Consider the following 13,009-nt stretch of genomic DNA (forward strand, 5'->3'; position numbering starts at 1 on the left):
CTCTTTATGTTTTTCTAGCCTCTATGGGCTAATGACTTAGCTAGATAATATCTACTTAAGTGATAATATAAAGATAGTTAGCATCACATATGATGATAGTAAGTGTTGGGAGACACCGAATGTACAACATAGAACAGCTGAAGATGTTTGTGTATGCCGTTGAATTAGGGTCATTTTCTGCGAGTGCTCGTGAGTTGGGCAAGGTACAGTCGGCGGTAAGCCAAGGCATCAGTAATCTTGAAATAGATTTTAATGTTCAACTTTTTGACCGTTCGACTCGAAAGCCTTCACTAACTAAAGCGGGTGAGCAGTTATTTAAACAGGTAAAAGCGATCGTACTTCAGGTTGAAGATCTGAATGTGACGGTTAATGCGATGGGGAGCAGTGAAGAGGGGCTCATCAAAATTGCATTAGATGATTCATTGTTGGTCCCAAACCTATCTAAGATCCTTAGTCAATTCAGTAAACAATTCCCTGCTACTGAAGTTGAACTGGTTGCGTGTACCACAACTGAGGTCAACCCGTTGATTATCGAAGAGAGAGCCGACATTGGATTGATGTTTACCAACTTGGCTTTTGACGTCGGCTCTGAGCCTTGCTTTATTGGTCACTTACCGTTTATTGCGGTGTGCCATCCAAGTCATACGCTCGCAAAAACAGGTGTTGCGAAACTTTCTGATTTACTCCCGCATCGTCAGTTAATGTTGAGGGGAGACAAAGGTAAGGTGATGGATCAGTTTCCGCTGATTGCCGGCAAGGTATGGTGGTCGAACAGCTTTATTGTCATCAAAGAGGTGGTGCTCGGCAGTGACATTGGTTGGGCATATTTACCCAAACACCTTGTCGAAGATGATTTGGATAAGCAACGTTTAGTGGAGATTAATGTCTCATTCGATCACAAAACATGGTCGCCGCCCGTTGATCTTGTTTTGTCTAAAACACGCTCGAAAGGCCCAGCATTGCTTTGGCTTGAACAAGCATTGAAAGGCCTATTAGACGAAACATAAGCTGGATGAGACTTAAATTGGGTGAATCTGAATAAAGAAAAGGCTCACAAAGTAATTTGTGAGCCTTTCTGTTTAAAGCGATACGCGATTTTCTAGTTCGCAGATTTCACTGTTAGACCGTTGTAGTACTTGTCTTTCATCTTAAGTGCAACGTTCACTAGGTAAATCAGCACAGGCACTTCAATCAGTGGCCCAATAACGCCTGCAAACGCTTGATCTGAGTTGATACCGAATACAGAGATTGCTACGGCAATAGCCAACTCAAAGTTGTTACCTGTTGCTGTGAAGGCAATTGATGCGTTCTTGTCGTATTCAATGCCCATCTTCTTACCAATGAAGAAGCTGATGAAGAACATCGCTGTGAAGTAGATAGTCAGTGGAACCGCAATCAACAATACGTCCATTGGCAGTTCAACAATCATCTCGCCTTTTAGGCTAAACATTAGAACGATCGTTGCCAGTAGAGCAATCAGTGTGATTGGCGAGATGCGAGGGATGAACACATCGTTGTACCACTGCTCGCCTTTCATCGATACAAGGATCTTACGGCTTAAGAAGCCCGCTAGGAATGGGATACCTAGATAGATAAGTACACTGTGTGCAATATCGATCATTGAGATATCAACCATCATGCCTTCGTAACCAAATACAGGCGGTAGAACGCTGATGAATAACCACGCCATAAAGCTGTAAGTCACCACTTGGAATGCGCTATTCAATGCAACCAATGCTGCGCCGTACTCCTTGTTACCGCCGCCGATATCATTCCAAACCAGAACCATTGCCACACAACGAGCAAGACCAATCAGAATCACACCCACCATGTAACCAGGGTGATCACCCAAGAACGTCAGTGCCAATACGAACATTAGAATCGGACCGACAACCCAGTTCATGATCAGAGACAGTTTGATGGCTTTCTTATCTTTGACCACAGTGCCTAATAGGTTGTAGTTAACCTTAGCCAAAGGTGGATACATCATTAAGATAAGGCCAATCGCAAGTGGAATGTTGGTTGTGCCAACAGACATCGATTCGTTCCACTGTTCGATTTGTGGGAACAAGGTACCAAGCAGTACACCAATGCCCATGGCGATGAAGATCCACAGCGTTAAGTAGCGATCGAGAAAACCTAATTTTGGTTTCATGATATTATCTCTTTGGTTGATATCGTTAATCGTCGAAAAGCGATATTTAAAGGCAAAAAATACGCTTAGTTCATTGTGTTCGACAAACTAAGCGCGATAAATCTATTTTAAAATGGTGTCGATAAGCGATTCAAATTGCTGAATATTATCTCGGTTAATGCGATAGCACATCTTCGGTGGTATCGACTCGGCAGTGATGAAGCCTGAGTTCTTCAAGATTCGTAAGTGCTCAGATACCGTTGACTGAGCTAAACCTAATTCACTCACTAGATCACTGTTTAAGCAGCCGCCCGATTTTTCCAACGTTGAAAGGATACTCAATATACGTATTCTTGCCGGGTGAGCGAGCGCTTTCGCTAGAGCTGCCATTTGCTTTTCAGCTTCGGCATCACCATGTCCGATTGGTAGAGCACAGCCACCAGTTGTAGAGCAAGTTTCGTTCATATTGATGTTTCGCTTTCCATAATCGTTAAAAGACGATTAATAGTAAGCCCATTTTATACAAGGGTCAATGTGATCTTTCAATTTGCTCTTAAGTTGGATACGAAAATCGTTACTTACTATTGAAATTCAACGGACTAAGACTTAGATGAACCAAACCAGTATAACGGCCATTTTTGTTGTGAATCACTGTTATTCAATAACGCACCAATACCGACCAAAGCGATGCTGCCGATTAATACTGGAGTAAATAAGAACGTCCAATCCACATGCGCAGTCCCTGCCAAAGCTATCACAATCGGATTTGCGCCAGCGGGTGGATGAACCGCGCGAAAGTATTGCATTAGCATGATGGACGAGCCGACAGCGATAGCCATGGCCACATAAGAATCCCCAAAGCCATATAACGCGATTAGGCCCACGGCAGACGAAATAAAGTGACCCGCAATGACGTTTCTAGGTTGAGCTAACGGCGATGTCGGCACCGCAAACAGTAGTACGCACGTCGCACCAAATGGCGCCATTAACCACGGGAAACCAGAGCTTTCGGCTAATAAGCACAAGATTAAGATGCCCAGCGTACCGCCAATAAAACCTTTAACAAGCTGTCTAATGCTTGCCTTCGGAGGAAGGTTTCCACCACCAGATAGTTTGCTGATCATAATCGTTTCCTCTTCGTTATCTCGTTTTATTGAAAGTGTACAGATCTGTACTATTTGATTTGAATGATACAGATCTGTACACTTCTTGCAACGAGAAATTGAGCTCTACGATTTCAGAGCGATTTGAGGTTGATGAACGATGAGTAAAAAAGATTTGATTTTGGATGTAGCAGAGTCGTTGTTTAATCAGTTTGGCTATACCGCAGTTGGGGTGGATATGATCCGAGACGAAGCAGCGGTTTCCAAAACATCCATGTACCGCCATTTTGGCTCGAAAACCAAACTGATTGAAGCGGTGTTAGAAAGGCGTCATCAGCGTTTCGAGTCGAGTTTAGAAGCAGCGCTATCATCAACTTCTGGGATACAAAATCAACTCGATGCGCTGTTAGATTGGCACTTTGCTTGGTTTGAACAGCCTGACTTCAAAGGTTGCATGTTCATGCACGCACTCGCCGAATTTAAAGAGTCGGAAGATGACATTGCGATGCTTTCACAACAGCACAAATCATGGTTGAAAGAACTTATTGTGTCGTTGCTTCCGGAAAAGAAACCTCATGACGTGCGACCTGAAATGATGATGGTCTTTCTGGAGGGGCTGATTGTTCGAAGTGAGTTTCAGGGAAGCGAGGCTAATAGGCAAGACTACCGTGAAGTTTGGTTGAAGTTGGCAGGCGTGACCCCTTAGCAAATGAAGGCACCAATAATGAAATCTTTTACTGGTGCCTATTGTGACTAAAGTTCTACCAACGAGGTTAAAGAATTAAAAGAATCCATTAGGCTGCTACTTGATTCTGCGCTTTGTGGAATCGCAACTCCTGCACTGTTATGGCATTGAGCAACGATATTACTTTCACTTAATCCCTTACATTGTGTAAGAAGCTCCGCTACTTGGGTGTCATTTCCTAATGCTTTGTGTGCTGCAATGTACTCGGGGAAGAACGGAACTTGGGTTCCGATAACTTGTTCACCTTTTGCGAGAAGTTTGAGCGAGTTGGTTGGCTTTTTTTGTTCGCGATAAGATTGTGCAGCTAACGTGAAAGTTTGAATTGAGGCGTAGTCCCAGTTCTTGATCAGGGCTAGATTCTGCAGTGCTTTCGAGTCTAAGTTTTGTGCTTTTCGTACTCCATAGAAAGCTAAACGCGGGTAAGCATGATTTTTAGTTGGACCAGATACTGCTCTTCTTGCGAGCGTTTCTGCAGTTTTTATATCTCCAAACTCTAAGGCTTTAAAAGCCTCGGATGCATACCAATAGTTCTGTTGGATCTGCTTGCCTTTACCATTTTTTACCACCCTCTCGAATTCAGTCGATGACACGTATCTTTTACGCTCTTTTCTATATTCACGTTTAACGTAAGCTGATAGGTCTTTCTTGCGATCTATTGGAGAGGCATGTCTGGCAGAAAAACTCTGCAAAAGTTGAGTGCCAGCTTCATTTGCAGCTAAATAGCCTAAGTTACTCCATTTGTTTTCACTGGATAAGTGCTTACCCGCATCACTCGCTAGGCTAACAAAGCTTTGAAAGTCTTGCTTTTTTTCCTTGAGCTGAGCTGTTGTAAACTTCTGACTACTGTCTAGTCGTTCAAGTACTGGTGAGAAGGCTCTTGGGCTGTACCCCGCTTTTACTAAGAGATCCATGCCGAGTAGATCTGCTTCATCTTCAGCATTACGGCTCATTGAAGAGCTAATAACGTCTCGACTTAAGCGGTTAATGGTTAAACCCGCACGGTAGGAGTCTTTAATTAGATTTTTGGTCGAGCTTTTATTTTGGTTAGTTATTTTGTAACCATTGTTTGTCTTTTCCGTTTTCATATCAGTGATGAGTGCGGTACTCATTGCTATGTTTGCCGTTTTACTGACTAAAGCGCTTTGCTTAGCAAAGTATTCATTGGTGTCGTTATGCTTAAGTAAAATATGGGAAAGCTCATGTGCAATAATGAACGCTACCTCATCTTCAGATTCCGCATCGGCTAATACGCCTTGAGTGATGACGATGGTGCTAGGTGTTGCATAAGCAGAGTAGCTGCGGTCAGATGAGACCATAATGGCAATGTCGTTATCGACAGGTTGGCCCCACTGCTTAAGAATTTTAGCTAAGATACCTTCTAGGTATTTATTAACGTATGGGTTTGCGATCAGGTCTTTATCGGCAGCGGCGCGCGTGTTGACTATATTCGCAAACTCAGCGCTCGCCTCGGTGTTTTTCTTAGGAGAATTTGTTTCACCAAGGTGTTGGTCGATATATTTACCATCGAAAGATTCATATTTGCTGCCTACAAGATTATTGAGGCTGTCGACGGCACATCCTGATATTAATAAAGGCGCAGCTAGCCAAAATAGTTTCTTCATTAGTTACACCCCTCACCTAAACCAAGGGTTGCGTAAGTACCACTGTCACTTTTGGCACTAATGACTTGTGTGCTACATACGACACTGGCCACCGCAGTTTTATTGAGCTGCACTTCGATTTGGTCAAACCATTTTTCTTGGCCATCAATTTTGACCATTACCATCTGTTCTTTGCGGTCATAGTTTTCAACAATGAGCCCACTTTGGGTTGGGTCAGGTAAAGTCTTCGTTGATACGTCTGCGCATTCATTATTCTTGTCACACACCCAAACATTATCGACTAAAAAGTCAATAATCTTGACGTGGTCTTGCGCCATGGCTGCTGATGTCGAAAAACCTAATGATAAGCCTAGAACTAGCGTTGATAATAGTTTCATAAATGTTCCTTATTTACTGAATATTATGTGTTTATTGTATTTTTCTTAATTTATGCTTGGCTGTTTTTGCGAATACACAGGCTTTCTCTCGATATATTTCGAGTTTTGGTCTGAAAGCTTCAAATATGAAGAAGAAAAACACCGGCAAGTCGATAAAAATGATCAGAACCAATCCATACCAATTAGGTGCACCGACGTTAAGTACAAAGTGAGATATGGCAACTGAAATGGCGATGACAGCAATGATGATTATCATCGGAACGAAAGCGCCCCAAAGTTTTTGTCTTTCATTGAATTGCAGACTTTCTTGTTGTTCTAGAAAGTTAAAGCGAAACCAAATGACTAAAAATAGAACGATGGTTTGCACTGAAATCTCAACCATATCTGCAATACTTAGGTTAAATAACCCAGTGTCGTCAGGGGAACGCCAGTAGTCATCTTTAAGTGTGACTAGGTTATCGAGTGCCATAGCATGAAAGTAGACCCCAGGAAGCGTGCCGTGAACGGGTGAAACAACTAGATCGACACCACCAGTAACATGGTAACCAACGAGTACCATTTTCCCCTTAATGGCTTGTTTTAGTTCAGGTGAACCAGCTGCACCAGGAGCACTGAGCTTGGAAGCTGCAATAGTAAGAAAGGGCGGACAGCGTTTTCTGAGCGTGGCATCGACATCATTTTGGTCTTGTATGCCTTGAGTAAGGCTTACGACCAGTAACTCTTTTAACTGTTGAAACTGGCTGGTGTGTTCTCCACAGTCAAACCCAAGTGGAAAAAATGACTCCTGGTTACTAGCGTGTTTGTTGCTCCATTGGACAATGACCGCGTCATCCATATTGCCGATGGATGTGGTATCGCACTGTTTGTCTCGTGCGCACCAGTCTTGATACATCGCAGCCGCAACGGTGTTCATTGTCTTATCATTCCATGGGACAGACAACGGGTAGTATCGTCCTTCACCACTCCAAGATACTGCTGCCAGTTGTGTGACATTTGATATTTTGTGTCTTAGTGATTCCGGATCATTAAGTCTTTGTTCAGTGTCATAATTGGTGTTGCTGGCCATGAAAATGGGGAACTTCTGGTTATCCAGCATGCGCAACCAACGCTTTAGATTATCGGAATGCTCATGATGTTGAAGAATATCGTAGAACATGGATTGTGGTTCGTAACGTGAGATAGTTTTAAGTAGCCGGGCAAGATTTCGGTAGCTAACCGGGTAAGTGTTAGTTCCTTCTATATATTGGTCATCAATTAATACAACTACGATGTCTTCAGAAACTGTTTCACTAAAGAATGGAGACCATAATCTTAGAATATGATCTTCATAGTGGTCTTCGGCAGAGTTTCTGATTCCAAGTGGGTCAACAATGAAGACGACTAATATCAGGCTCGTTGTGATTAGGGCTTTAAGGAATATTTCGAAGCTAAAAAACATTAATCAACAACCATAAATTATAAATAAGCAATATGTAGGTGAACAACTCGTTGCAAAGTTGTGCAAAATAACACTGCTAGGGGTGTTTTTATGGGAGTAATATCACAAAAGTATGGCGTATTTATAAATGGAACAATAAGTTAATGATGAGTCCCAGTTTTTTCACTTTTTATTGATTTTTATGTCAGTTATTTAATCATGTTAGAGGGGAGCAATTAGGTTAGATTGAGATATAATCAACGACTTGCCCACGACATTGTGGACTTATTACAATTTTAAGGTAAGTATCTGAAATGCCACAACAGAACATCAAATTTATCGCTGCTGATATGGACGGCACTCTGCTTAATGAACACGGAAAATTAGCCCCAGAATTTTTCAACCTGTACGAGCGACTAGAAGCTCAAGACATTATCTTTGCTGCTGCGTCGGGTCGCCAGTATTACAGCTTAATGGAAACTTTTGCTCCAATTAAAGACCGCATGATGTTTGTTGCTGAAAACGGCACATTAGTGATGCACAAAGGCCAAGAGCTTTACAGTTGCTTGCTTGATACTGATGCCATCAAAGACATCATCAAAGAAGCGCGTGCTATCGAAGGCGCTCATGTTGTGTTGTGTGGTAAGAAGTCGGCATACATCGAAACCAAAGACGAGCGTGCTTTAGCTGAGATCTCTAAGTACTACCATCGCCGTGAGCAAGTAGAAGACTTGCTGGCGGTAGAAGACGATTTCATCAAGGTTGCTATTTGCCACTTTGATGGTTCACAAGAGAAAGTAAACCCAAGCATCGACGCTAAGTTTGGTGAGAATTACCAAGTGGTTGTGAGCGCAAAAATTTGGTTGGATGTGATGAACGCTGAAGCGTCAAAAGGTGCGGCGCTCAAGCATCTGCAAAACACATTAGGTTTCACTTACGAGCAGACCATGAGCTTTGGTGACTACCTGAATGACTTGGAAATGCTTAAAGAGAGCTACCACTCTTACGCAATGGAAAACGCACATCCTAAGCTGAAAGAGATCGCACGTTTTGGTGCGCCAAGTAACGTTGATGCGGGTGTGTTCCAAGTGCTAGAGAAGCTGCTAGCATAATGCGCTTTAGCTCGAACAGATTTTGGTCAAAGCCAACTCGGTAATATGAGTTGGCTTTTTTGTTGGCTACAGGTGCTGTGATTGGTATTAGTTGAATTTGAACGATTGTTCAGGTTGTTGTAGTCTGAAGATAAATTGGATGCCTGCTTTTACTGTAGACATGCCTTATCAACTATATTTGGAATGACGATGAGCAAGAAACTTCAACTCGATATTATTTCTGACGTAATGTGCCCTTGGTGCGTGGTCGGCTACAAAAACTTAGAGCAAGCCATTACGGAACTTGGCTTAGAACAACAGATTGAACTTGAATGGCAGCCGTTTGAGCTCAACCCTGATATGCCGCAAGAGGGTGAAAACCTGCGTGACCATATCATGAGAAAATACGGTTCTAGTGCAGAAGAGAGCCAAAATTCGCGTGAGCAACTGGCTGCTCGTGGCCAAACTGTCGGGTTCGATTTCAATTTCTATGACAGCATGAGAATGGTTAATTCCCGTCACCTGCATGTGCTTCTCGATTTCGCACTGGCGCACGGTAAACAGACTGAATTAAAGCTACGCTTCTTTACGGCTCATTTTTCAGAGCAGAAAGATCTGTCTGATCTTGAGGTCATCGCGCAAGAACTTGAAGCGGTTGGGCTAGATTCAACCAAGGCACTGAAACGCCTAAATAACACAGACAACTTAAAGCAAATTGAAGCGCAAGAATTTGAATGGCAACGCATGGGCATCTCTGCGGTACCTACTGTGGTATTTAACCGCAAGAGTGCAGTCACTGGTGCGCAGACGGTCGAAACGTACAAGCAGATCCTTCAAGAGCTTATTGCTGAATCATAAGCCGATCATTGGTATCAATTAGAGTCTGAATTTCATGGAATCATTGTCACTCGCTCAAGCACAAAAAATTGTACTGCTTTCGCAAAAGCTGCCACCTAAAAAGCAACGTAATGGGGGCGCTTTGGCGAATACGCTGTCTGCGCTTGAAAACCTTGGCTATGTGCAAATTGATACCATTTCCGTGATTCAGCGAGCCCACCACCATACGTTGTGGAATCGCAATCAAGACTACCAACTGAATCACCTTGATAAGTTGTTAGAGCGTCGTGAAGTGTTTGAGTATTGGTCGCACGCCGCCGCGTATTTACCCATGCGAGATTATCGTTTCAGCTTGCATCGAAAGAATGGATTTACGAGCGGTAAGCTTAAGCATTGGTATAAAAAAGACGACGCACTGATGGCACATGTTCTCAAACGTATTGAGAGCGAAGGGCCATTAATGGCGAAAGACTTTGAAGGGGATAGACCAAACCCCGGTGGGTGGGGCGGTAAACCGGCCAAACAGGCGCTAGAGACCTTGTTTATGCAAGGTGACTTAATGGTGCCGAGCCGAGTAAACTTTCATAAGGTGTATGACTTAACCGAGCGAGTTTTGCCGAGCGGCATTGATACCTCTGAACCAACGGAACAAGAGTACATTGAGCATCTGATCACGCGTTATTTAGAAGCCAATGGTATGGGAATAGCATCGGAGATGAGCTATCTCCTCAAGAACACCAAACCTCTGATTCAGAAAACACTCCAGGAGATGCTTGAAGATAAACGAGTGATGAAAGTGAGTGTTCAAGGCTCTGATTATTATGTGCTGCCGGATGCTTTTGAACTGTTGAATCAGCCTCTTTCCAGGACTAAGCTTAAGATACTCTCGCCATTTGATAATCTGCTGATTCAACGTAAGCGAATGCAATCATTGTTCAACTTTGATTACCTTCTTGAGTGCTATGTTCCAGAAGCCAAGCGCCAGTTTGGTTACTTTAGTTTGCCGATTCTGTGGCAAGGTAAGCTGGTGGCGCGAATGGATTGTAAGGTCGACAGGAAGACCCGTTTACTCAATATTCGCAACTTGGTTGTTGAAGAGCGAATTAGAAACCATGAGTCATTGGTTCACGCTTTATGCGATGAGCTTAAACACTTCATGGTGTTCAACCAATGTGATGAGATGATCGTCCATTACACTACACCTTCTGATCTTGGTAAACGCTTGGTGAGCCATTGGCAAGGGCATTAACCTTCATCGTTGTTTTAAAGCCATTAGTAACGCAGACCACCTTAGTTACTCAGATCACCCTAGTTATTTAGAAAGCTCGGCTAGCAAGAACTCGACAAAGGTTCTGTTCTTCAACGACAGCTGCTTGGTTTTGTAGAGTAGGTGAATCGGCTTTGGTAATGGTGCCATGCCAGCTAAAATTTCCAACAGAGCACCACGCTCAATCTCTTCTGAGACTAAGATAGTCGGCTGCAACAACACGCCCACGCCTTGTAGGGCGGCATATCGCAACACATCCCCATTGTTAGACATCAAACGCACCTGCCCTTTATTCCCCGTGTTATGCGTTGCTTGGTGGTTCTTAGGGGCTAGGAGTTGCGAGTCACTGTTTTGGGTATCACGGCTATTCACATCACGACGACTGCTATAACTGAATCCAAGCGATGGGTGTTGTGCGAGATCTTCTAATACACGAATCTCTGCATGTTGGTTGAGGTACTCAGGAGCTGCGCAGTAACACATCTCGTAATCGCCTAAGTATCTGGCGACTAAACTGGAGTCAGACAGGTCACCAATTCGCACAATCAAATCAATATCGGAAGAGTAGGGATCAACAAGGTCGTTGTTCAGCATGAGTTCGACGTTGATTGTTGGGTGATTTGCGAGGAACTTCGCCACAATCGGGGCAAGCACTTTGTTCCCATAGGTGACTGGACAGTTTATTTTTACCGTGCCTTGTGGCTGCTTTTCTAAGGTTTGAATGAGGTTTTCAGCATTGCTGATGTCTTCAAGAATCCGCTTACATTCTCGATAGTAAAGCTGCCCTGAATCGGTTAAAGACTGCTTACGCGTGGTGCGGTGGATCAGCTGAGAGTTCAAACTGGTTTCTAAGGAATGGACATGCTTACTGATCATGGTCGCCGACAGGTTGAAGTGGTTTGCGGCGCTACGAAAGCTGCCCTGTTCTACTACGTAGACGAAGACTTTCATGCTGGTTAACTTATCCATTAAACACTCTTGGTTGATAAACAATAAACAAAAGGTGAGTTTATCAATTATTAGGGGTTAATTATATTAATGGCAAACCGATAATTAACTAAAATAAGAGCGTGAAATGCCTCAAACGAATGAAATCATCTTTGTTACTGCCGAACTTAAGATCAAAACCAACATAGAGCGAGCTGCTGTGATTGAAGTCATCGAACAGTTTTGTTTAGACATGCAAAGCGAACCGGGCTGCCTACAAGCGATTGCAACCTATGATCAAAGCCAAAGCGATCGTGTGATCTTGCTTGAGCAATACGCAAACCGCGAGGCGATCAATCAGCACTTTGTGATGCCTCATACCAAAGCGTTTATTGAGCGTGGCATTACCGAGTTGGTTCAAGCATTCGAAACGCAACGTGGACCTATCAAAGCACAAGAGCAGGAGATCTAAGACATGAAATGGGGAATCCTAGGAACCAGCTTTATCTCAGGCGTCATGGCGGATGCGATCAAAGGCGATGCTCAAAGCGAGCTGTATGCCGTTGCTGGTCGTACTGAAAAAACACTCAATGAGTTTGCTGACCAATACCAACCAACACGAACCTTCAACAGCTATGACGCCTTGATTGAAGATGAGTCGGTCGACATTATCTACATTGCTCTACCAAACCATGTCCATCATGAGTATGTGATTAAAGCGGCTCAAAAAGGCAAAGCGATCTTGTGTGAGAAGTCTCTGTCGGTTGATATGGAAAAAACAGAACAAGCCTTGCAAGCGGTGAAAGAAGCGGGTGTATTCTTTGCAGAAGGTCTGATGTATTTAAACCATCCACTTATCTCCAAGCTTCATCAAGAACTGGCAACTGGTGAGATCGGCGAAGTGCGCTCAATTCAAGGTTCCTACGTTGCGGCGATTGATCAGTTTGTGAATCCTGCAAGTAAAGGCGCGCTATACAACCTTGGCTGCTACCCAATGTCGCTGATTCACTCTGTCGCGCAGCAGCAATTTGGTGAGAGTGTGTTTGATGATGTGCAGATCTCAGCAATCGGTCGACGAGGCCCAGATGGCAATATCTGCGAATCGTCGGCGATGATGCATTTCAATGACCGCTTTACCGCGCAAATCCACACTGCAGAAGACCACGGCTTAAAGCATGGTTTTACGATTTTAGGCAGTAAAGGCTGTATCATTCTCGACACTAACCCATGGTTACCGACCGAAGAGAATACATTTACGGTTGAGATTTATGAAACGTCGAAACGCGAAGTGAAAGTCGAAGCGCAAGGTGACGGCTTCCATTATCAAGTGCGCAATATCCGCCAAGCGGTTGAGCAAGTTGACACACAACTTGCTGCGCCAATGGCAACCCACCAAGACTCTCGCGTAATCATGAAGTTATTAACTGATTGGGAACAAGCGGCGAGCTAATGTTTTAGTAAAAGAAATACGACTCATATTGTTCTGTAT

14 protein-coding genes are annotated in these 13,009 nt (G+C 43.6%); 7 read left to right on the forward strand and 7 right to left on the reverse strand.

The window, feature by feature from the left end; genetic code table 11:
- Positions 1–119: 119 nt before the first annotated feature.
- Positions 120–1,007 (forward strand): LysR family transcriptional regulator, encoded by an 888-nt coding sequence (locus tag AB8613_RS19355; RefSeq protein ID WP_372385654.1) that lies wholly within the window; start codon positions 120–122, stop codon positions 1,005–1,007.
- Positions 1,008–1,099: 92 nt separating this feature from the next.
- Here the strand turns inward: AB8613_RS19355 and arsB are convergent, their stop codons facing one another.
- The 3 genes from arsB to AB8613_RS19370 form a co-directional block, all read right to left on the reverse strand.
- A complete protein-coding gene (gene arsB, locus AB8613_RS19360; protein ID WP_372385656.1) occupies positions 1,100–2,155 on the reverse strand; it encodes an ACR3 family arsenite efflux transporter in 1,056 nt (351 codons plus the stop codon).
- Between the two features lie 102 nt (positions 2,156–2,257).
- On the reverse strand, positions 2,258–2,599 hold the full coding sequence (locus AB8613_RS19365; protein WP_102438766.1) for a helix-turn-helix transcriptional regulator: 342 nt from the start codon (positions 2,597–2,599) through the stop codon (positions 2,258–2,260).
- Between the two features lie 134 nt (positions 2,600–2,733).
- Entirely contained in the window at positions 2,734–3,258 is a 525-nt protein-coding gene (locus AB8613_RS19370; protein ID WP_372385657.1) for an HPP family protein, read from the reverse strand.
- Between the two features lie 139 nt (positions 3,259–3,397).
- On the opposite strand from AB8613_RS19370, the gene AB8613_RS19375 reads away from it, so the two are divergent.
- Positions 3,398–3,943 carry a TetR/AcrR family transcriptional regulator gene (locus AB8613_RS19375; RefSeq protein ID WP_146491062.1) on the forward strand — a complete coding sequence of 182 codons (546 nt, stop codon included), beginning with the start codon at positions 3,398–3,400 and terminating at the stop codon, positions 3,941–3,943.
- A gap of 47 nt (positions 3,944–3,990) precedes the next feature.
- Here AB8613_RS19375 and AB8613_RS19380 read toward each other — a convergent pair whose 3' ends face one another.
- From AB8613_RS19380 to AB8613_RS19390, 3 genes are read right to left on the reverse strand one after another with little or no spacing between them, the layout of a single operon-like run.
- Entirely contained in the window at positions 3,991–5,604 is a 1,614-nt protein-coding gene (locus AB8613_RS19380) for a M48 family metallopeptidase (protein ID WP_146491061.1), read from the reverse strand.
- Positions 5,604–5,981, reverse strand: a complete 378-nt coding sequence (locus tag AB8613_RS19385; protein ID WP_048660953.1) for a hypothetical protein — start codon at positions 5,979–5,981, stop codon at positions 5,604–5,606. The genes AB8613_RS19380 and AB8613_RS19385 overlap by 1 nt, the downstream gene beginning before the upstream one ends.
- Positions 5,982–6,012: 31 nt before the next feature.
- A complete protein-coding gene (locus AB8613_RS19390; RefSeq protein WP_372385658.1) occupies positions 6,013–7,419 on the reverse strand; it encodes a CHASE2 domain-containing protein in 1,407 nt (468 codons plus the stop codon).
- Between the two features lie 293 nt (positions 7,420–7,712).
- On the opposite strand from AB8613_RS19390, the gene AB8613_RS19395 reads away from it, so the two are divergent.
- The 3 genes from AB8613_RS19395 (at position 7,713) to AB8613_RS19405 (ending at position 10,575) form a co-directional block, all read left to right on the forward strand.
- Positions 7,713–8,510: a Cof-type HAD-IIB family hydrolase gene (locus tag AB8613_RS19395; protein ID WP_327784716.1), complete on the forward strand. Its 798-nt coding sequence runs from the start codon at positions 7,713–7,715 to the stop codon at positions 8,508–8,510.
- A 189-nt stretch (positions 8,511–8,699) separates the two neighbouring features.
- The gene (locus tag AB8613_RS19400) at positions 8,700–9,347 is read left to right on the forward strand and encodes a DsbA family oxidoreductase (RefSeq protein WP_372385659.1); all 648 of its coding nucleotides are present in this window, start codon (positions 8,700–8,702) and stop codon (positions 9,345–9,347) included.
- 34 nt (positions 9,348–9,381) lie between these two features.
- Complete coding sequence (locus AB8613_RS19405; RefSeq protein ID WP_372385660.1) at positions 9,382–10,575, forward strand: winged helix-turn-helix domain-containing protein; 1,194 nt, start codon at positions 9,382–9,384, stop codon at positions 10,573–10,575.
- A 63-nt stretch (positions 10,576–10,638) separates the two neighbouring features.
- On the opposite strand, the gene AB8613_RS19410 is transcribed toward AB8613_RS19405, so the two are convergent.
- On the reverse strand, positions 10,639–11,562 hold the full coding sequence (locus AB8613_RS19410) for a LysR substrate-binding domain-containing protein (RefSeq protein WP_372385662.1): 924 nt from the start codon (positions 11,560–11,562) through the stop codon (positions 10,639–10,641).
- Positions 11,563–11,668: 106 nt separating this feature from the next.
- On the opposite strand from AB8613_RS19410, the gene AB8613_RS19415 reads away from it, so the two are divergent.
- Both AB8613_RS19415 and AB8613_RS19420 read left to right on the forward strand, forming a co-directional pair.
- The gene (locus tag AB8613_RS19415) at positions 11,669–11,992 is read left to right on the forward strand and encodes a putative quinol monooxygenase (RefSeq protein ID WP_372385663.1); all 324 of its coding nucleotides are present in this window, start codon (positions 11,669–11,671) and stop codon (positions 11,990–11,992) included.
- 3 nt (positions 11,993–11,995) lie between these two features.
- Positions 11,996–12,970 carry a Gfo/Idh/MocA family protein gene (locus AB8613_RS19420; RefSeq protein ID WP_372385664.1) on the forward strand — a complete coding sequence of 325 codons (975 nt, stop codon included), beginning with the start codon at positions 11,996–11,998 and terminating at the stop codon, positions 12,968–12,970.
- Positions 12,971–13,009 lie beyond the last annotated feature (39 nt).

Source organism: Vibrio sp. BS-M-Sm-2 (genome assembly GCF_041504345.1).
GTDB classification, from domain to species: Bacteria; Pseudomonadota; Gammaproteobacteria; order Enterobacterales; family Vibrionaceae; genus Vibrio; species Vibrio satsumensis.